This is a genomic window from Pseudomonas sp. KB_15, from assembly GCF_052114525.1.
GTDB lineage: Bacteria > Pseudomonadota > Gammaproteobacteria > Pseudomonadales > Pseudomonadaceae > Aquipseudomonas.
This window is the reverse complement of record NZ_JBFREX010000024.1, coordinates 60373-78826: the sequence shown is the minus strand read 5'-3', so window position 1 is coordinate 78826 and position 18454 is coordinate 60373. Positions and strand designations below refer to the sequence as shown.

At 59.3% G+C, this 18454-nt stretch carries 19 protein-coding genes and 1 pseudogene; 13 read left to right on the top strand and 7 right to left on the bottom strand.

Annotated features, from left to right (window positions below; translation table 11 throughout):
* Positions 1-46 precede the first annotated feature (46 nt).
* Positions 47-373 (top strand): DOPA 4,5-dioxygenase family protein, encoded by a 327-nt coding sequence (locus AB4Z35_RS19125; RefSeq protein WP_008002280.1) that lies wholly within the window; start codon positions 47-49, stop codon positions 371-373.
* Here the strand turns inward: AB4Z35_RS19125 and AB4Z35_RS19120 are convergent, their stop codons facing one another.
* Positions 374-775 (bottom strand): GFA family protein, encoded by a 402-nt coding sequence (locus AB4Z35_RS19120; RefSeq protein WP_116262449.1) that lies wholly within the window; start codon positions 773-775, stop codon positions 374-376.
* A gap of 418 nt (positions 776-1193) precedes the next feature.
* Between AB4Z35_RS19120 and AB4Z35_RS19115 the strand changes: the two genes are divergently transcribed.
* The 9 genes from AB4Z35_RS19115 to AB4Z35_RS19075 all read left to right on the top strand — a co-directional run bounded on the left by AB4Z35_RS19115 (position 1194) and on the right by AB4Z35_RS19075 (position 11490).
* Positions 1194-2501, top strand: coding sequence for a CitMHS family transporter (locus AB4Z35_RS19115; RefSeq protein ID WP_442098669.1), 1308 nt, complete (start codon positions 1194-1196; stop codon positions 2499-2501).
* A gap of 85 nt (positions 2502-2586) precedes the next feature.
* A complete protein-coding gene (locus AB4Z35_RS19110; protein WP_442098668.1) occupies positions 2587-3354 on the top strand; it encodes a TerC family protein in 768 nt (255 codons plus the stop codon).
* A gap of 287 nt (positions 3355-3641) precedes the next feature.
* The gene (locus AB4Z35_RS19105) at positions 3642-5300 is read left to right on the top strand and encodes a Na/Pi cotransporter family protein (RefSeq protein ID WP_442098667.1); all 1659 of its coding nucleotides are present in this window, start codon (positions 3642-3644) and stop codon (positions 5298-5300) included.
* Between the two features lie 55 nt (positions 5301-5355).
* Positions 5356-6732: a M16 family metallopeptidase gene (locus AB4Z35_RS19100; RefSeq protein WP_442098666.1), complete on the top strand. Its 1377-nt coding sequence runs from the start codon at positions 5356-5358 to the stop codon at positions 6730-6732.
* 166 nt (positions 6733-6898) lie between these two features.
* Positions 6899-7927 (top strand): DUF5924 family protein, encoded by a 1029-nt coding sequence (locus AB4Z35_RS19095; protein WP_442098665.1) that lies wholly within the window; start codon positions 6899-6901, stop codon positions 7925-7927.
* 54 nt (positions 7928-7981) lie between these two features.
* Positions 7982-9130: an MlaE family lipid ABC transporter permease subunit gene (locus AB4Z35_RS19090; protein WP_442098663.1), complete on the top strand. Its 1149-nt coding sequence runs from the start codon at positions 7982-7984 to the stop codon at positions 9128-9130.
* Entirely contained in the window at positions 9127-9930 is an 804-nt protein-coding gene (locus tag AB4Z35_RS19085) for an ABC transporter ATP-binding protein (RefSeq protein WP_442098661.1), read from the top strand. The genes AB4Z35_RS19090 and AB4Z35_RS19085 overlap by 4 nt, the downstream gene beginning before the upstream one ends.
* A gap of 1 nt (position 9931) precedes the next feature.
* Positions 9932-10870, top strand: a complete 939-nt coding sequence (locus AB4Z35_RS19080) for an MlaD family protein (protein ID WP_442098659.1) — start codon at positions 9932-9934, stop codon at positions 10868-10870.
* Positions 10867-11490 carry an ABC-type transport auxiliary lipoprotein family protein gene (locus AB4Z35_RS19075; RefSeq protein ID WP_442098658.1) on the top strand — a complete coding sequence of 208 codons (624 nt, stop codon included), beginning with the start codon at positions 10867-10869 and terminating at the stop codon, positions 11488-11490. The genes AB4Z35_RS19080 and AB4Z35_RS19075 overlap by 4 nt, the downstream gene beginning before the upstream one ends.
* 18 nt (positions 11491-11508) lie before the next feature.
* On the opposite strand, the pseudogene AB4Z35_RS19070 reads toward AB4Z35_RS19075, so the two are convergent.
* The 3 genes and pseudogenes from AB4Z35_RS19070 to AB4Z35_RS19060 all read right to left on the bottom strand — a co-directional run.
* Positions 11509-11586: pseudogene (locus AB4Z35_RS19070) on the bottom strand (outer membrane lipoprotein carrier protein LolA); the annotation flags it as partial.
* A gap of 35 nt (positions 11587-11621) precedes the next feature.
* Positions 11622-12269 carry an HAD family hydrolase gene (locus AB4Z35_RS19065; protein ID WP_442098656.1) on the bottom strand — a complete coding sequence of 216 codons (648 nt, stop codon included), beginning with the start codon at positions 12267-12269 and terminating at the stop codon, positions 11622-11624.
* A gap of 26 nt (positions 12270-12295) precedes the next feature.
* The gene (locus AB4Z35_RS19060; RefSeq protein WP_442098654.1) at positions 12296-12841 is read right to left on the bottom strand and encodes a gamma carbonic anhydrase family protein; all 546 of its coding nucleotides are present in this window, start codon (positions 12839-12841) and stop codon (positions 12296-12298) included.
* A gap of 88 nt (positions 12842-12929) precedes the next feature.
* Here AB4Z35_RS19060 and prlC point away from each other — a divergent pair, with 88 nt between their 5' ends.
* Together prlC and AB4Z35_RS19050 are read left to right on the top strand one after the other, a co-directional pair.
* The gene (gene prlC, locus AB4Z35_RS19055; protein WP_442098652.1) at positions 12930-14981 is read left to right on the top strand and encodes an oligopeptidase A; all 2052 of its coding nucleotides are present in this window, start codon (positions 12930-12932) and stop codon (positions 14979-14981) included.
* Entirely contained in the window at positions 14978-15265 is a 288-nt protein-coding gene (locus tag AB4Z35_RS19050; RefSeq protein ID WP_442098650.1) for a YheV family putative zinc ribbon protein, read from the top strand. Before prlC ends, AB4Z35_RS19050 begins: the two co-directional genes overlap by 4 nt.
* A 40-nt stretch (positions 15266-15305) precedes the next feature.
* Here the strand turns inward: AB4Z35_RS19050 and AB4Z35_RS19045 are convergent, their stop codons facing one another.
* The 3 genes from AB4Z35_RS19045 to AB4Z35_RS19035 form a co-directional block, all read right to left on the bottom strand.
* Positions 15306-15950, bottom strand: coding sequence for a dual specificity protein phosphatase family protein (locus AB4Z35_RS19045; RefSeq protein WP_033052651.1), 645 nt, complete (start codon positions 15948-15950; stop codon positions 15306-15308).
* A gap of 130 nt (positions 15951-16080) precedes the next feature.
* On the bottom strand, positions 16081-16629 hold the full coding sequence (locus AB4Z35_RS19040; RefSeq protein WP_442098648.1) for a hypothetical protein: 549 nt from the start codon (positions 16627-16629) through the stop codon (positions 16081-16083).
* An 86-nt stretch (positions 16630-16715) separates the two neighbouring features.
* The gene (locus tag AB4Z35_RS19035) at positions 16716-17018 is read right to left on the bottom strand and encodes a hypothetical protein (RefSeq protein WP_442098647.1); all 303 of its coding nucleotides are present in this window, start codon (positions 17016-17018) and stop codon (positions 16716-16718) included.
* A 228-nt stretch (positions 17019-17246) separates the two neighbouring features.
* Here AB4Z35_RS19035 and AB4Z35_RS19030 point away from each other — a divergent pair, with 228 nt between their 5' ends.
* Positions 17247-18305, top strand: coding sequence for a PA0069 family radical SAM protein (locus tag AB4Z35_RS19030; protein ID WP_442098645.1), 1059 nt, complete (start codon positions 17247-17249; stop codon positions 18303-18305).
* Positions 18306-18454: the final 149 nt, after the last annotated feature.

Sequence of the window (18454 nt, the reverse complement as noted above, 5' to 3'; positions counted from 1 at the left end):
CAACTTGTGCCGCGTGATCTGCTCGACCGGATATAGGGGATATCAAATGCAACACATAACGGGCTACCACGCCCATGTCTATTTCGACGCCAGCACCATCGATCAGGCGCGAGCCTTGTGTGAACAGGCGGCGCAATTGTTTCCACTGAAAATGGGCCGCGTGCACGAGCGTCCGGTCGGTCCGCACCCGGACTGGAGCTGCCAGTTGGCGTTCGAACCGCAGGTTCTGGGCGACGTGTTGCCGTGGCTGGCGCTGAACCGCAAGGGTCTGGTGGTGTTCCTGCACCCGGACACCGGCGACGATCTGCTCGACCACACCGAGCACGCGATCTGGATGGGCGCGATTCGGCCGTTGGATCTGTCTATTTTTTGATCAGAGTGTTTCTTCAGCCTCGCCGGGCAAGTGTTCGTCCAGGTGCAGCCACGGCAAGCGGCTGTCGGTCCAGATGTGCCGCTCGGCCGGTGCTTGCTCGGGATGGTCGAGGGTGGCGATGGTCAGGTCGATGGTTTCCGGGCTCAGGTGCGTCACTACCGCCAGTTGCGCCCCACAGTGGCCGCAGAAGTATCGCGCGCAGGTGGATGAAGAGTCGTACCGCGACGGTGTCCCGGCCAACCATTGAAAGGCGGATGCCGGCACGGTGATCCAGGTGGTCACGATGCCGCCGCTGACCCGTCGGCAAATCGAGCAATGGCAGTGGACGATATCGTGCAGCGGCCCGCTGAATTGATAGCGCAGTTGCCCGCAATGGCAGCCGCCGGTGTGAATTTTGTTCATGGCACTTCTCCTGATGCGTCATTACTGACGCCTTCGCGAGCAAGCCCGCTCCCACATCAGCTTTGTGTACGACACAGAACCAGTGTGGGAGCGGGCTTGCTCGCGAAGGCTGTAACCCGGTTCACCTCCCAGCCCCGGTCCGACGACCGGTCGTGCATCCGGTCAAAGCTTTCATCACCGAAAGCTGGCTGAAAGCTTCCCCGATTAGGATCGCCCCCACTACCGGCAACAGACCGGTTGGCCAATGCCAGCGTGTTATCGCTCGCACAGCCCATTTAACAACAACAATGGTGATTCTGATGTCCTCTTCTACCCGCCGCTTCGCTGCAACTCCACCCGTACGCCTCGTGCTTTCCGTTCTGCGCTGATCACGCCCGATCCGCCCATTCCCTAGCCGCGCTACGCCTGGAGTATTCCCATGCTGACTTTCCTTGGCTTCGCCATGGTCATCACGTTCATGTTCCTGATCATGACCAAGCGCCTGTCCGCGCTGATCGCCCTGATCATCATCCCGATCGTTTTCGCGCTGTTTGGCGGTTTTTCGCCGAAGATTGGCCCGATGATGCTCGAAGGCATCACTAAGCTTGCGCCAACCGGCGTGATGCTGATGTTCGCTATCTTGTACTTCGCCCTGATGATCGACTCCGGCCTGTTCGACCCGGCCGTGCGCAAGATCCTCAAACTGGTCAAGGGCGACCCGCTGAAAGTTTCGGTCGGTACCGCCGTACTGGCGCTCGTCGTTTCCCTCGATGGTGACGGCGCGACCACTTACATGATCTGCGTGGCCGCCATGCTGCCGCTCTACAGCCGTATCGGCATGAGCCCGCGGATCATGGCCGGCCTGATCATCCTCGCCGGTGGCGTGATGAACATGACCCCATGGGGTGGCCCGACCGCTCGCGCTGCCAGTGCGTTGCATGTGGATCCGTCCGACATCTTCGTACCGATGATTCCTGCGATGCTGGCCGGTGTGGTGGCGATCCTGGTCATTGCCTACTTCTACGGCAAGCGTGAACGTGCGCGCCTGGGTGAACTGCATCTGGTGGGCGATGAAATCGACCACAGCGAAATCAGCGTTTCGCAGTTCCCGGATGCCCGTCGTCCGAATCTGATCTGGTTCAACGGCGCCCTGACCCTGGCCCTGATGGGCACCCTGATCGCCGGCCTGCTGCCGTTGCCGGTGCTGTTCATGGTGGCGTTCAGTATTGCCATGATCGTCAACTATCCTTGCCTGCAGCAGCAGAAGGATCGCGTCGCGGCTCACGCCGGTAGCGTGCTGGCGGTAGTCGGGCTGATCTTTGCGGCCGGTATCTTCACCGGTATCCTGACCGGCACCGGGATGGTCGACGCCATGTCGAAAAGCCTGCTGGCGGTTATTCCGGACTTCCTCGGCCCGTACCTGGCGGTGATCACGGCGCTGGTCAGCATGCCGTTCACCTTCTTCATGTCGAACGATGCATTTTATTACGGCGTGTTACCGGTTCTTGCCGAGGCCGCCAGCCATTACGGTATAACCGCGGTGGAAATGGCACGTGCCTCGATCGTCGGTCAGCCCGTCCACCTGTTGAGCCCGCTGGTTCCATCGACTTATTTGTTGGTGGCCCTGGCCGGCATCGATTTCGGTGACCACCAGCGCTTCACCCTGAAGTGGGCAGTGCTGGTTTGTATCTGCATACTGATTGCTGCACTGCTGTTGGGGACTTTCCCGATGTTCAGCACTCTATAAGCCCAAGACTCACCACTTCGGGTCCAGGCTTCGCTGTTTGAAGCCTGGGCCCTTTGTGGTTTAACAATCGCTCAAAGGAATACACATGGAATGGCTGACCAACCCTGAAATCTGGGTTGCCTTCTTCACCCTGACCGCCCTGGAAATCGTCCTGGGCATCGATAACATCATCATGATTTCGATTCTGGTCAGCCGCATGCCCAAGCATATGCAGGCGCGCACCCGGATTTTCGGCCTGGCGCTGGCCATGGTCACGCGAATCCTGCTGCTGCTGTCGATCACCTGGGTCATGCGCCTCACGGCGGACCTGTTCGTGGTATTCGGTCAGGGTATTTCCGGGCGCGACCTGATCCTGTTCTTCGGTGGTCTGTTCCTGCTGTGGAAGAGCTCGCAAGAGATGTACCACGCGCTGGAAGGTGAAGACGAAACCAGCGACGAGCCAAGCGGCAAGGGCGGCAACTTCCTCTACACCATCATCCAGATCGCGATCAYCGACATCGTGTTCTCGCTGGACTCGGTGATCACCGCGGTCGGCATGGTCTCCCACGTACCGGTCATGGTCGCGGCGATCATCGTGGCGGTGCTGGTGATGATGTGGGCATCCGGCACCATCAGCGAGTTCATCGACAAGCACCCGTCGCTGAAGATGCTGGCGCTGTCGTTCCTTTTGATCGTCGGTACTGTGCTGATTGCCGAATCCTTCGACGTGCATATCCCTAAAGGCTACGTCTACTTCGCCATGGCGTTCTCGCTGGCAGTGGAAGCGATCAACATCAAGATGCGTACCGCGATTGCGAAAAAGAAGAAGCAGCAGGATCCGGTGAAACTGCGCAAGGACATTCCGGGTCAGTAACCCGGTAGTACGCAACACCCTGTGGGAGCGGGCTTGCTCGCGAAGGCGGAGTGTCAGTCAGCATCAATGTTGCCTGGTACACCGCTTTCGCGAGCAAGCCCGCTCCCACTTTGTTTTGGGCGGGTTGCATGAACGGGATTTCATGACGGTTTTGTTTCAATCCCTTCTTTGGCTATGCGATGCTGGCGCGCAGACCGTTAGCCAACTACAGCTTAAGTACAGAACGTAGAACGTCGCGCGGTACCGTCAACTTGCTCCTTTGGGGCGCTACACCACAGGGGGTCATTATGCTCACCCTGCTCAATTTACTTTCTGCCGTGGCCCTGCTGATCTGGGGCACGCACATTGTCCGAACCGGCATTCTGCGGGTCTACGGCTCCAATCTGCGCCATGTCATTGGCCAGAACATGTCCAAACGCTGGTTGGCTTTCGTCTCCGGGATCGTTGTGACAGCGATGGTCCAGAGCAGCAACGCCACCGCCATGCTCGTCACTTCCTTTGTCGGCCAGGGCCTGATGCTGCTGACCCCGGCGCTGGCCACCATGCTTGGCGCGGACGTCGGTACGGCGCTGATGGCGCGGGTGCTGACGTTCGATCTGTCGTGGCTGTCGCCGTTGCTGATTTTTGTCGGGGTGATTTTCTTTCTGTCGCGCAAGCAGACCCGACTCGGGCAGTTGGGCCGTGTCGCCATTGGCTTGGGGTTGATAATTCTGGCGCTGCAACTGATTGTCGAAGCGGCGCATCCGATTACCCATGCCAAAGGGGTGAAGGTGATTTTCGCCTCGCTCACCGGCGACATCCTGCTCGACGCCCTGGTCGGTGCGCTGTTCGCGATGATTTCCTATTCCAGCCTGGCCGCTGTGCTGCTGACCGCGACCCTGGCGGGTGCCAACGTGATCAGTCTGCCGGTGGCCATCGGACTGGTGATCGGCGCCAATATTGGCAGCGGCGTGCTCGCCTTCCTCAGCACCAGCATGCAGAACGCCGCCGGGCGCCAAGTGGCGCTGGGCAGCCTGCTGTACAAACTGATTGGTCTTTTATTGATCATACCGGTGCTCGATCCGCTAGTGCACTGGCTCGATGGCTTCGATTTCAGCCCTCAGGAAATGGTCATTGGCTTTCACCTGCTCTACAACACCGCGCGCTGCCTGATCCTGCTGCCCAGCATCGAGCCGATGGCCAGGTTTTGTGCCTGGGTGCTGCCGGAGCGCCCGCAGGCCAACGGCACGGCCAAGCCCCGGCATCTTGACCCCACTGCGTTGGTTACGCCCGGTTTGGCGCTGGCCAACGCGGCCCGGGAAACCCTGCGCATGGGTGACCTGATCGACAGCATGCTCGAAGCCATGCTCGACGTGTTGCGCGGCAAGCAAACCGCCGTCACCCAGGAAATTCGACGCCTGACCGACGATGTGGAAGCGCTCTACAGCGCGATCAAGTTGTATCTGGCGCAAATGCCCCGGGAAGATCTCAGTGATCAGGACAGCCGGCGCTGGGCGGAAATCATCGAACTGGCGATCAACCTGAAACTCGCCAGCGACTTGATCGAACGCATGCTGCGCAAGATTCAGCAGCAGAAAACCTCGCAGCGCCGGTCGTTTTCCGAAGTCGGGCTGGACGAGTTGACCGGGCTGCATACTCAGCTGATTTCCAGCCTTCGGCTCGGGATGTCGGTGTTTCTCAGTGGCGACCCGGAAAGTGCCCGTCAACTGGTGCGTGAAAAACGTCGGTTTCGTGCACAGGAACGGCGTCTGGCCCATGCCCATGTCAGCCGCTTGCAACGTAAAATCGTGCAAAGTATCGAAACCAGTTCGTTGCACCTGGAGCTGATCGCCGACATGAAGCGCCTGAATTCGCTGTTTTGCAGCAGTGCCTACGTGGTGCTGGAAACATCGGACACCGGCGCGCTGGTGGTCGACGATTTGAGCGACATCACTCATTCACCCTGAACGTCCACAGTTGCCTGAAGTCTGTTGAACTTACGCTGGCCGTATGGAACCCGTTATGCGTTGTCTGTTGCTCGCCTGCCTGTTGCTTGGTTCATTCCCGTCATTCGCCCTGGATCGCTTCCAGGTCGAGGGCTACACCCTGCGCAATGGTTTGCAGTTGCTGCTCAAGCCCGGCACCGACCATGGGCATGTGGCAATCCGACTGGTGGTCGGTGTTGGCCTGGACGATTTCAACTGCGAAGAAAAGGAGTTGCCGCATTTGCTGGAACACCTGCTGTTCAGCGGCATCGACGCCAGCGGCGAAGGTGGCCTGGAAGAGCGCATGCAGGCCTTGGGTGGTGAGTGGAACGCCTACACCAGTAACGCCGATACGACTTTCGTCATCGAGGCGCCGGCGAAAAACCAGCGCAAGGTGCTCGATCTGCTGCTGGCGCTACTGACCCAGACCCGCTTCGACGACTACGCCATCAACGCTGCCAAGCAAGTGGTCGAGCGTGAAGACGGCGGCCACTACTCGCACCTGCAACGCTGGCTCGATCGTCAGGACCTGGGCCACACGGCCAGCAACCAGCTGGCCGTGGAACTGGGCCTCAAATGCCCGGAGCGTGCGCAAGTCGATGACCTGACCCGTGAGCAACTGGAGCAGGTGCGCAAGGACTGGTATGCGCCGAACAACATGACCCTGATCGTGGTCGGCGACCTCGACAAGTTGCTGCCGGCCTATCTGGAGCGGGCGTATGGCGAGCTGGAAGCGATTACCCCCGGCGAGCATCCGCCGCTGCCGCAAATCCAGGTCAGCGCCGCCCACGAGCGCACCCTGCCCCACGGTTTGGTCGGCAACGGCGCCAAATTGCACTGGCTGGTGCCGGAGCCAGTGCTGGAAGATGGACACGACGAAACCTTCGATTTGCTCAAGGATTATCTGGATTGGGCGCTCTATCGCCAGCTGCGCCTGACTCACGGTTTGTCCTACGGCCCGTGGGCGGAACGCGAGGTGTTCGGCGGCGTGGGTTTCATGAGCCTCAATGCCGATCTTGAGCGCGACGACGTGGCCGCTGCCGAACACGTGCTCGATGACTTGAAGGCCGAACTGCTCAAGGACGGCCTCAATGCCGACACCTTCAACCGCCTCAAACAGGCCGCGATTGCCCGTCAGGCCTGGGCCGTACAAGGCAACAGTGCGTTGGCCGACTACTATTGGAGCGCCATCGGCGACTACCAGGACGGCCGTTTCGCCAACCCGGCCCGGGAGCTGCAAGGGGTGACGCTGGAAGAAGCGAACAAGGCTGTGCGTGAGTTGCTCCTGCAACCGGGCTATTTGCGGATCGAGAAGCCTTTGTTCAGTTATGACCAATTGATGTGGTTGGTGGTCGGGGTGTTGGGGTTGCTGGTGTTGAGTGTGGTGGGCTGGCGTTTGCATCGCAGGAAGTAACCACTCTGTTTGGCAGGAAAACTCCTTGTGGGAAACACAATCCCCCTGTGGGAGCRAGCTCGCTCCCACAGGTTGCGTGGTGTCACTGACCGTGAACCCTCGCCACAGCGCCGCGCCAACTGTACCCTGTCGAGGTTTTTTCCTACGACGACTGTGAACCCGCCGAATGCAAAACCTGACCCTTTTCGTACAGCGCATCCTCGAATTGATGAAGCGCTACCCTGGGGTCATTGCGCTCTGTGGTTTCATCTCCGGGGTGGGCAGTTTCATTCTGGTCGATCGCCAGCAAGGCCTGGCGAGCTGGATCACCACAATCATGCTGATCAGCTGGATCTGGTTGATGCTGGAAAACAGCCTGACCAAGCTGTTCACGCGCATATTCAAACGAGAAATCCCGGAGCCGTTGCTGCGTTACGCGACGCAGATGATCCATCAGGAAAGCCTGTTCTTTGTCCTGCCGTTCTTTTTCATCACCACGACGTGGAACAGCGGCCAGTTGGTGTTCACCGGGCTGTTGGGTATCGCGGCACTGATTTCGATTATCGACCCGCTCTACTACAAATGGCTGGCGCCACGGCGCTGGGCGTTTCTGGCCCTGCACACCCTGACCTTGTTTGCCGCKTTGCTCACCGCGTTGCCGGTGATCATGCACCTGACGACCGCGCAAAGTTTCAAATGGGCGCTGGGTATCTCGGTACTGTTGTCGTTCCCGAGCCTGGCGTCGATCTTCCCGATTCGTACCGTACGCAGTGCGTTGGCGATTTTGAGTATCACCCTGGGCATCGGTTTCGTTGGTTGGGAACTGCGCTCGTGGGTGCCACCGGCGACGCTGTGGATGACCGATGTGGCCATCAGCACGCAAATGCAGGACCGCACGCCAGGCGCCAGCCTCGACGAAGTCAGCGCCGAGCAGATTCGCAATGGCGGGCTCTACGCGTACACCGCGATCAATGCCCCGCGTGGCCTGGACGAACGGATTTATCACGTCTGGCAATTCAACGGAAAGGAGGTCGATCGCATCGCCCTGGATATTCGCGGCGGGCGCAAGGAAGGTTACCGGGCCTGGACCCACAAGCAGAATTTCCCGGGCAACCCGGCCGGCAAATGGCAGGTTCGGGTGCTGACCGAAGATGGCCAGGTCATCGGCGTACTGCGTTTTGAAGTCACGGACAGCACAGCGATCAAAGAAAAGTAGTGCGGTTCGTGCTATTACGTAGAGCTGCGTAATCACTGAACAAGCACGGAGCTTATGATCAGCAGCACGATGGCCGGCAACGCCAGATTAGATACGTCGATTACCCCTGCGCGGTTGCGGGTGACGGGCGACTGGACGCTTGCCCATTACGCTGAACTCAAGCTGTTGAGCGAAAAACTCCATGGCCAGTACGATGCCAACACCCCCATCGACCTCAACGGACTGGGCACCCTCGACACCGCTGGTGCCTCGCTACTGGTCGAGCTGCTCGGCTCCGAGCGCCTCGGCCGCTCCGCCGAACATCCGGATTGCACGCTCTCCACCGCCGACCGGGCGTTGCTGCAAACCGTCTACTGCTCGTTGACCGACTTCTGCGTACCGATCAAGGAACCGGAAGTCAGCGTATCCATTCAGTTGCTGACCCGCATTGGCCGCGCGGTGGACGCCGTCTGGCAGGACACCCTGCAACTGCTGGGTTTCGTCGGCCTGATCATCGAAACCATCGTCCGCGGCCTGTTCCGGCCCAAACGCTGGCGCGTCACACCAATGATCGCGCACATCGAACAGACCGGCCTCGATGCCGCCCCAATCGTTGCCCTGCTGACCTTTCTAGTGGGCGCCGTCGTGGCATTTCTCGGGTCGACGGTGCTGGCGACTTTCGGTGCCACAGTCTTTACCGTGGACCTGGTGGGATTCGCCTTCCTGCGCGAATTTGGTGTGCTGCTGACCGCGATCCTGATGGCCGGGCGCACCGCCAGTGCGTTCACGGCGCAAATCGGTTCGATGAAAGCCAACGAAGAAATCGACGCCATTCGCACCCTGGGCCTCGACCCCGTGGAGTTGCTGGTGGTGCCGCGGGTCCTGGCGTTGCTGATCGCCCTGCCGATGCTGACCTTCCTGGCGATGCTGTCGGGGATTATCGGCGGTGGCGTGGTCTGCGCCGTGGCGCTGGATATCTCTCCGGCGATGTTCATATCGCTGCTGCAAACCGACATCGGCGTTCAGCACTTTCTGGTGGGGATCGTCAAAGCGCCGGTTTTCGCCTTCCTCATCGCCGCGATTGGTTGCCTCGAAGGCTTCAAGGTCAGCGGCAGCGCCGAGTCCGTCGGTGCCCACACCACGTCGAGCGTGGTGCAGTCGATTTTCGTGGTGATCGTGATGGATGCGATAGCCGCGATGTTTTTCATGGAGATGGGCTGGTGAGTCGTATCCCCCGAGCGCCCTCCGAGGCGGTGATTGAAGTGCGTGGATTGTGCAACCGCTTTGGAAGCCAGAGCGTGCACGAGAACCTCGACCTGGACTTGTACAAGGGGGAGATCCTCGCCGTGGTCGGCGGCTCTGGCAGTGGCAAATCGGTGTTGCTGCGCAGCATTGTCGGGTTGCGCGAACCCAGTGAAGGCGTGGTGAAAGTCTTCGGGAAAAACCTGCCGACCTTGTCCGAGCACGAGCGCTCGCTGGTGGAGCGACGCTTTGGTGTGCTGTTCCAGAAAGGCGCGCTGTTCTCTTCGCTGACGGTGACCGARAACGTCGCCCTGCCGCTGATCGAACACGCCGGATTGAGCCGCAACGACGCCGAGCACCTGGCGGCGGTGAAAATGGCCCTGGCCGGATTGCCACTGTCGGCGGCGGAGAAGTACCCCTCGTCGCTGTCCGGCGGCATGATCAAGCGTGCCGCACTGGCCCGGGCATTGGCACTGGACCCGGACATCCTGTTTCTCGACGAACCCACCGCCGGTCTCGATCCGATTGGCGCCGCCGCGTTCGACCAATTGATCCTGACCCTGCGCGATGCCCTGGGCCTGAGTGTCTTTCTGGTGACTCACGATCTCGACACGCTCTACACCATCACCGACCGGGTGGCAGTGCTGGCGCAGAAAAAAGTGCTGGTGGCGGACGCCATCGACAAGGTGTCGGAAACCGACGATGCGTGGATTCACGAATACTTCCATGGCCCTCGCGGCCGCGCGGCATTGACGGCCGCCCAACAGCTCAAAGAGGTCTGACATGGAAACCCGAGCCCATCATGTATTGATTGGCCTGTTCACCGTGATTGTGGTGACGGCCGCGCTGCTGTTTGGCCTGTGGCTGGCCAAGTCCAGTGTCGACACCGAGTTCAAGGACTACGAGGTTGTTTTCAACGAGGCGGTCAGCGGTTTGTCCAAGGGCAGTTCGGTGCAGTACAGCGGGATCAAGGTCGGCGACGTGATCTCACTGCGCCTGGACCCCAAAGACCCGCGCCGGGTGCTGGCGCGAATTCGCCTGGCTGGCGATACCCCGGTCAAGGAAGACACCAATGCCAAGCTGGCCCTGACCGGTGTCACCGGGACCTCGATCATCCAGCTCAGCGGCGGCACGCCACAGAGCCCGACACTCAAGGGCAAGGACGGCAACCTGCCGACCATCGTCGCATCGCCCTCGCCCATCGCCCGCCTGCTCAATGACAGCAACGACCTGATGTCCGGCGTGAACATCCTGATGCAAAACGCCAACCTGATGTTCTCCACGGAAAACATCGAGCGCATCAGCAACACCCTGGAGCATCTGGAGCAAACCACCGGGACCATTGCCGAGCAGCGCGGCGATATCCGTCAGGCCATGCAGCAACTGGCCTCGGTCGGCAAACAGGCCAACAACATGCTGGAACAGACCACGGCGCTGATGCGCAATGCCAACGGGCTGCTCAATGAGCATGGCAAGGAGACGCTGGGCAGCGCCGAGCAGGCGATGAAGTCGCTGCAGGAAAGCAGCGCCACCCTCAACAAATTGATAACCGCCAATCAGGACTCGCTCAACAGCGGCATGCAAGGCCTCAATGGCCTGGGCCCGGCCGTGCGCGAGATGCGCGAAACCCTGTCCTCGTTGCGCGTCATTACCAAACGTCTGGAGGCCAACCCCAGCGGTTACCTGCTGGGCAGTGAAAAGACCAAGGAATTCACGCCATGAAGCTGACTCGGATTGCCCTCCTCGCTGGCTTCACACTGATCAGTTCGTGCTCGATCCTGCCCAAGCCCGAGCCCTTCGAAGTCTATCGATTGCCGTCGGCCCAGAGCGCATCGGCCAGCCACGGCACGCCGCAGCGCTGGTCGCTGCGCCTGAGCAAATTCCAGTCCAGCGAAGTGTTGAACAGTCCGAACATTGCAGTGATTCCTCAGGGCGATGTGATCAGCCACTACAAGGGTTCACGCTGGAGCGACCCGGCGCCGGTGCTGGTGCGCAATCGCCTGCTGGACGGTTTTCAGCATGACGGGCGGGTGCCGCTATTGAGCACCGATGACAGCATTTTCCAGACCGATCTTGAATTGGGCGGCAGCCTGCAGGCGTTTCAGACTGAATACCAAGGTACGAATGCCAGCGCGGTGGTGCGTCTGGATGCGTTGCTGGTGCGCAGCTACGACCAGCGAATCCTCGCCAGCCGTCGCTTTGAAGTGCGCCAGCCACTCAGCGATGTGCAGGTCCCGGCGGTGGTGGCCGGGTTTGGTCAGGCGAACGATCAGTTGACCGCGCAGGTGGTGAACTGGGCGGTTGAGCAAGGACAGAAACTCGTCCCGCCACCTCGGCCTTGAAGGCCTGCGCAATTCCTTTGTAGGAGCGAGCTTGCTCGCGAAAAACCTGAGAGCGCCGCGGGGCGTCAGGCTTCCAGCGTTATCGTTCACGACCATCGCGAGCAGGCTCGCTCCTACAGGGAGACGTCGTATCAGCGCAAAAACGCCCGATGCAGCTCTTCCAGCGTTTCAAAGTGATACGCCGGCGCTTCGGCGCTCAATTCTTCGTGGCTGCCGAACCCGTAACCCACCGCCGCCGCATCCAGTCCATTGCTGCGTGCGCCGATCAGGTCGTGCTTGCGGTCGCCGATCATCAGGGTGTTGGCCGGGTCCAGGCCTTCTTCGGCCATCAGGTGTGCGATCAGCTCGATTTTGTTGGTCCGGGTGCCATCCAGTTCACTGCCGTAAATCACTTTGAAGTGCCTGGCAAAATCGAAATGCCGGGCGATCTCCCGGGCGAACACCCACGGCTTCGAAGTGGCGATGTACAGCTGTCGCCCTTGTCCGACCAGCGTTTCCAGCAGTGGTGTGACGCCATCGAACACGCGGTTTTCGTAGAGGCCGGTGACCTTGAATCGCTCGCGGTAGAAATTCACCGCTTCCCAGGCGCGGGCTTCGTCGAAGTCGTAGAACTGCATGAACGCCTGCAACAGCGGAGGGCCGATGAAGTGTTCGAGTTTGGTCAGGTCCGGTTCATCGATACCCAGTTTGCTTAAAGCGAACTGGATAGAACGGGTGATGCCCTCGCGCGGGTCGGTCAGGGTGCCATCGAGGTCGAACAAAACGGTTTGGTAATGCATGTTGAATCCTGAATAAGGAGGCTGGGTCAAAGCTGGTCGTAACCTTCGGCCAGATGCAGGTCCTTGAGCTTCACGTAGTTCGCCGCGCTGTAGGTGAAAAAGGCACGCTCCTTGTCAGTCAGCGGACGGATCTGCTTCACCGGGCTGCCCACATACAGGAAGCCGCTTTGCAGGTGCTTGCCCGGTGGCACCAGGCTGCCGGCACCGATGATCACGTCATCGTCGACCACCGCGCCGTCCATGACGATGCTGCCCATGCCGATCAAAACCCGGCTGCCCACCGAACAGCCATGCAGCATGACCTTGTGGGCGATGGTCACGTCATCGCCGATCAGCAACGGAAAGCCATCGGGGTTGAACGGCCCGGCGTGGGTGATGTGCAACACGCAGCCATCCTGCACGCTGGTGCGCGCGCCGATGCGTATGCGGTGCATGTCGCCACGGATCACCGTCAGCGGCCAGACCGAGCTGTCTTCGCCGATTTCAACGTCGCCGATCACCACCGCCGAGCGGTCGACAAAAGCGCCTTTGCCAAGCAGCGGCGTGTGGTTCTGATACTTGCGAAGGTTCACGATAGGGTTTCTCTCTGTCGCTGATAGCTGCGGTGAGTGCCGATTGTAATTAAGATGGCTGCATGTTTCTCCAGCCAAGGTATCAACCGTGAGCGTGAACAACCCTCTTTTGCAGTCGTACGACCTGCCGCCGTTCTCCGCCATCCGCGCCGAACACGTACAACCGGCCATTGAACAGATCCTGGCTGACAACCGTGCCGCCATCGTCGAGATCCTCAAGACCCAGGCCAAACAGCCAACATGGGCTGGCCTGGTGCTGGCGATGGATGAGCTCAACGACCGCCTGGGCGCCGCCTGGAGCCCGGTCAGTCACCTCAACGCCGTGTGCAACAGCGCCGAACTGCGTGAAGCCTACGAGTCGTGCCTGCCGGCGTTGAGCGCCTATGCCACCGAATTGGGCCAGAACCGCGAACTGTTCCAGGCCTTCGAAGCCCTGGCCAGCAGCCCGCAAGCCGCCGGTTTCGACGTGGCGCAGAAAACTATCCTGGAACACTCCCTGCGTGACTTCCGTCTGTCGGGTATCGACCTGCCGGAAGCCGAGCAGAAGCGTTACGCCGAAGTGCAGAGCAAGCTGTCCGAGCTGGGCAGCCGTTTCTCCAACCAGTTGCTCGACGCCACGCAGGCGTGGACCAAGCACATCACCGATGAAGCCGCCCTCGCCGGCCTGACCGATTCGGCCAAGGCGCAAATGGCCGCCGCAGCTCAGGCCAAGGATCTGGACGGCTGGTTGATCACCCTGGAATTCCCGAGCTATTACGCGGTGATGACCTACGCCCAGGACCGCGCACTGCGTGAAGAGGTCTATGCCGCGTACTGCACCCGTGCGTCGGACCAGGGGCCGAATGCCGGCCAGAACGACAACGGTCCGGTCATGGAAGAGATCCTCGACTTGCGTCAGGAACTGGCAAAACTCTTGGGGTTCAGCAGTTTCTCCGAGCTGAGCCTGGCGACCAAAATGGCCGAATCCAGCGATCAGGTGCTGAGTTTCCTGCGCGACCTGGCCAAGCGCAGCAAGCCATTCGCCACCCAGGACCTGGAACAGCTCAAGGCCTATGCAGCCGAGCAAGGCTGCCCGGATCTGCAAAGCTGGGACAGCGGTTTCTACGGCGAAAAACTCCGTGAACAGCGTTACAGCGTTGCCCAGGAAGCCCTGCGCGCCTACTTCCCGATCGACAAGGTGCTCAGCGGCCTGTTCGCCATCGTCCAGCGTCTGTACGGCATCGAGATTGCCGAGCTCAAAGGTTTCGACACCTGGCACCCGGATGTTCGCCTGTTTGAAATCAAGGAAAACGGCCAGCATGTCGGCCGCTTTTTCTTCGACCTCTACGCCCGCGCCAACAAGCGCGGTGGTGCCTGGATGGATGGCGCCCGCGACCGTCGCCGCACCGCCGGCGGTGTACTGCAAAGTCCGGTGGCGAACCTGGTGTGCAACTTCACCCCGGCCGACAGCGGCAAGCCTGCGCTGCTGACCCACGACGAAGTCACCACCCTGTTCCACGAGTTCGGTCACGGCTTGCATCACCTGCTGACCCGCGTCGAGCATGCTGGCGCGTCCGGCATCAACGGCGTGGCCTGGGATGCGGTCGAACTGCCAAGTCAGTTCATGGAAAACTGGTGCTGGGAGCCGGAAGGTCTGGCGCTGATTTCCGGTCACTATGAATCCGGCGAACCACTGCCTCAGGACCTGCTCGGGAAAATGCTCGCGGCGAAAAACTTCCAGTCTGGCCTGATGATGGTCCGCCAACTGGAATTCTCGCTGTTCGACTTCGAGCTGCACGCCACCCACGGCGACGGCCGCAGCGTGCTGCAAGTGCTCGAAGGTGTGCGCGACGAGGTTTCGGTCATGCGTCCGCCGGCCTACAACCGCTTCCCCAACAGCTTTGCGCACATCTTCGCTGGCGGTTATGCCGCGGGTTACTACAGCTACAAATGGGCTGAAGTGCTGTCGGCCGATGCGTTCTCGAAGTTTGAAGAAGAAGGTGTGCTCAACGCCGACACCGGTCGTGCGTTCCGCGAAGCGATCCTGGCGCGTGGCGGTTCCCAGGAGCCGATGGTGCTGTTCGTCGACTTCCGTGGCCGTGAGCCATCGATTGACGCACTCTTGCGCCACAGCGGCCTGAGTGAGGACGCGGCAGCATGAGTGAGGGACCTGTGATTACGAAAAAACGCTTTATCGCCGGGGCGGTCTGCCCGGCATGCAGCGAGCCGGACAAGTTGATGATGTGGAACGAAGACCTGGTCCCGCACCGAGAGTGCGTGGCCTGCGGTTACTCCGACACACTCAATGAACAAGGGCTGTCGGTGCCCAAGGAGCTAGGTACGCGGGTCAATGCGACTGCGCCGAAGCCAGCGGACACCAAGGTTCAGGCGGTTCAGTTCTTCCCGAACCCRAAACTGAAGAAAAAGCCTGACGAACAGCACTGAGTGAAAAAAAGCCTCCGTTGCGCAATGCAACGGGGGCTTTTTATTCGATATGAGCGGACTTGAACCAGCTCTTCATCGAGCACGCGGCGAACGGGCTGGTGCTGCAATCGCCATTGGCAAGGGCCGTGCGCAGTTTTTCCACGTCGGCCTGCATCATGTAGCGAATTCCGTCCTTGAAATGGGTGCTGTCGCCAAAGCCGCCCTGGGTCATTTCGTTAAGGGCCTCTTCCTTGGTCCAGCCCTGGATGACAACCCGGTACATGGCCGCCATCAGGCCGGTACGGTCGGAACCGTGTTTGCAATGCATCAACACCGGGCCTTTGGCTTCGGCAGACTTGATGGCGCGCAAGGCCTTGAGCACATCGGCGTCATCCACGTGGTTGGTGCGATAAGGCAGCTGTACTTGAGTGATCCCCGGCGTGGACAACCAACTGGAGTCCGCTTCAGGCAGGAAGTTGATTACCGTCCCGACCTTGAGTTTTTCCAGCAGCGGCACCGCCCCTTTGTCCGGCAAGGCGCTGCGATAGAGAGTTGGCGACATTTGAAAGAGGTTGTATTGCTTCTCGATCGGTTGAGCCCAGTCTGCCGGACGGTGCATCGTGCTGTCGTCAGCAAATGCCGGTGTCAGGTTAACGAGTGCGACCAGCGACAGGCATATTGCAGATAAAAATCGTGATAGAGGCATGCTTGAGCGACCGTTCAGAAAGGGACGGGAAGATGCTGACAAGAATCAGCCATGCGCGGTCAAAGGCCTGTGAGCGGACCGTCAAAGAATCGTGAAGCCCCTGCCCGGAAGTCGCTACGCCTGACCGAGCCTACAGTTCCATCTTGATGAATGCCTTGAGCAATGCCTCCAGGGCCGTCCCGTAGTCATAAATCTGGCCTGTCAGAGGGTTACGGCGCGCGCCTTGAAACCGGGAGCCGGAATCCAGAGACTCGGTTTCGAAAACATCGTAGCTGTAGAATTTTTCATCATCTTCATCAAACTCCAATATCTCGACGCCTATTCGAAACTCGGGCGGGTCAGTAGGAAGGCGATAGAGATATCCTGCGAATTCAGAAGTTATTATTGTTTGATGAAAATAGGCGAGCGCGAGATCTGTCACGATGCCGATATCTTTTTCGTCAATGTTACTGTCTGAATTAACATTGATGTCACACCATGGGTCAAAGTCCAGCTTTACTGTTTTTCCGTCATCGTTTACATGGAGTGTCAGAGTTGGTGCGTGGGTGAGGGTATCGCGGTTTGGTTGATTTACTGCGTCGAAATAGTTGTTTGGTCTTATTAGTTTTATAATTACTTGTACATCGCTTGATGTTTCTATTCGTTGCAAGAAAGCGCCTGTCTTGGTGAATATTGGCATTTTATCCTCGCGATTATCTTGAATGCATGCAGTCGTCCACATGCATCCGAAACGACTCGTTGACAGCTGAAATCAACGGTCAGGAGTCAAGGGTTGACGATACTGGCGTAGGCCTTGGCCAGCGCCTGCAGCTTGGCTTTGTCCGATGCGCCAATGACGCCGTATCCGTCTACATCCTTTCCGACAGTCCTGATACTGAAAGAATCACCCAGGTCTGTAGAAGTGGCCGTGAAAAAAACCGAGTCGACCAGTTTTTCAACTTGTTGTTCATTTTCCGCATCCCAACTTGATTCCTTGCGAGCAAGTTGCAACGAAACAAGTGTGTCGGGCTCCGAAGGGCTTGGTTGCATAAGTTGCAGGAAGATGCCGCGCTGATTGAAGAAAGACATTAATAAATCCTTTTATTTGTTTGCTGTTGAGGGTGTTGCTGGTTGGGTTGAATATACGGGCGGGTATTGAATCCAGCCACTGACTATATGTTTCCTTAGTTTTCTATTCGTTTATTGAACAAGTAAGTTCATGACAACAACCCAACTGTCAAATGAAGGGCTGAGCGGTACTGGTCGCCAGGTGCGACGTCGGTTACTGTATGGATATACAGATACAGGAGTACGCCGATGATTAGCTCTCTGCCTCCCCGAGGCCGCGGCACCGCAACCAACCCGCACAACCGCTTCGCCCCCAGCCATTCGGTGGCAGAGGACGACGGCTGGTACCAGGAAGTACCGCTCACCCAGGGCACCGAGGTGCGCATTGAAACGGCGAAAACCATCATTACCCGTAACACATCGCCGGATTTGCCCTTCGACCGTTCGATCAATCCCTATCGCGGCTGCGAGCACGGCTGCATTTATTGCTATGCACGCCCCAGTCACGCCTATTGGGACATGTCACCAGGGCTGGATTTCGAAACAAAACTGATCGCCAAGACCAACGCCACGGATGTGCTGGAGGAGCAGCTGTCCAAGCGTGGCTATCAATGCGCACCGATCAACCTCGGTTCCAACACCGATCCGTATCAGCCGATCGAGCGTGAATACAAGATCACCCGGCAAACCCTCGAGGTACTCCTGCGATACCGGCACCCGGTGACAATCGTCACCAAGGGCTCGCTGATTCTTCGTGACCTGGACCTGCTGACCGAGCTTGCCAGCCAAAGACTGGTGGCGGTAATGATCAGCCTGACCACCCTGGACGACGAACTCAAGCGCATCCTCGAACCCCGCGCCGCAGCGCCCAAGGCCCGGTTGCGGGCGATCAGGGTCATGCGCGATGCAGGCATTCCGGTGGGCGTGCTGTGTTCACCGATGATTCCGATGATCAACGACAGTGAGCTCGAAAGCCTGCTCACCGAGGCCCATGTAGCCGGGGCGCAAAGCGCTGCTTACATGATGTTGCGCCTGCCGCTGGAAGTGGCGCCGCTGTTCGAAGAATGGCTGGGCGCCTACTATCCGCAACGGGCGGCACATGTGCTGAGCCTGATTCGCCAGAGCCGTGGCGGTGAACTCTACGACAGCCGCTTTGGCGCTCGAATGCGCGGCGAAGGCCCCTTCGCCGACCTGCTGGCGCAGCGCTTTGCCAAAACCATCAAACGCCTGGGGCTCAATCGAGGGGAAGGCTTTAACCTGGATTGCGACGCCTTTTGTCCGCCGGGTCGCCAGATGTCGTTGATTTGAGGACAATTGGCCTATGGTTGAGTACTGAGGAGCGCGCTCACGCATTAGGCTGGTCACGTTTTTTGTGACCTGGAACACACGTCCTAGAGCGTTTCATTCAGTTTCAATTAAGATTCAACCGCTAACTTGTTCATCGAGTGACTGATGGG

What these genes read in the sequence shown, in the direction of transcription:
- AB4Z35_RS19100 (WP_442098666.1), top strand. Translation starts at nt 5,356, where the DNA reads ATGCGTTGTCTGTTGCTCGCCTGCCTGTTGCTTGGTTCATTCCCGTCA.
- AB4Z35_RS19030 (WP_442098645.1), top strand. Translation starts at nt 17,247, where the DNA reads ATGATTAGCTCTCTGCCTCCCCGAGGCCGCGGCACCGCAACCAACCCG.
- AB4Z35_RS19035 (WP_442098647.1), bottom strand. Translation starts at nt 17,018, where the DNA reads ATGTCTTTCTTCAATCAGCGCGGCATCTTCCTGCAACTTATGCAACCA.
- AB4Z35_RS19125 (WP_008002280.1), top strand. Translation starts at nt 47, where the DNA reads ATGCAACACATAACGGGCTACCACGCCCATGTCTATTTCGACGCCAGC.
- AB4Z35_RS19075 (WP_442098658.1), top strand. Translation starts at nt 10,867, where the DNA reads ATGAAGCTGACTCGGATTGCCCTCCTCGCTGGCTTCACACTGATCAGT.
- AB4Z35_RS19090 (WP_442098663.1), top strand. Translation starts at nt 7,982, where the DNA reads ATGATCAGCAGCACGATGGCCGGCAACGCCAGATTAGATACGTCGATT.
- AB4Z35_RS19045 (WP_033052651.1), bottom strand. Translation starts at nt 15,950, where the DNA reads ATGCCTCTATCACGATTTTTATCTGCAATATGCCTGTCGCTGGTCGCA.
- AB4Z35_RS19105 (WP_442098667.1), top strand. Translation starts at nt 3,642, where the DNA reads ATGCTCACCCTGCTCAATTTACTTTCTGCCGTGGCCCTGCTGATCTGG.
- AB4Z35_RS19120 (WP_116262449.1), bottom strand. Translation starts at nt 775, where the DNA reads ATGAACAAAATTCACACCGGCGGCTGCCATTGCGGGCAACTGCGCTAT.
- AB4Z35_RS19115 (WP_442098669.1), top strand. Translation starts at nt 1,194, where the DNA reads ATGCTGACTTTCCTTGGCTTCGCCATGGTCATCACGTTCATGTTCCTG.
- AB4Z35_RS19040 (WP_442098648.1), bottom strand. Translation starts at nt 16,629, where the DNA reads ATGCCAATATTCACCAAGACAGGCGCTTTCTTGCAACGAATAGAAACA.
- AB4Z35_RS19080 (WP_442098659.1), top strand. Translation starts at nt 9,932, where the DNA reads ATGGAAACCCGAGCCCATCATGTATTGATTGGCCTGTTCACCGTGATT.
- AB4Z35_RS19065 (WP_442098656.1), bottom strand. Translation starts at nt 12,269, where the DNA reads ATGCATTACCAAACCGTTTTGTTCGACCTCGATGGCACCCTGACCGAC.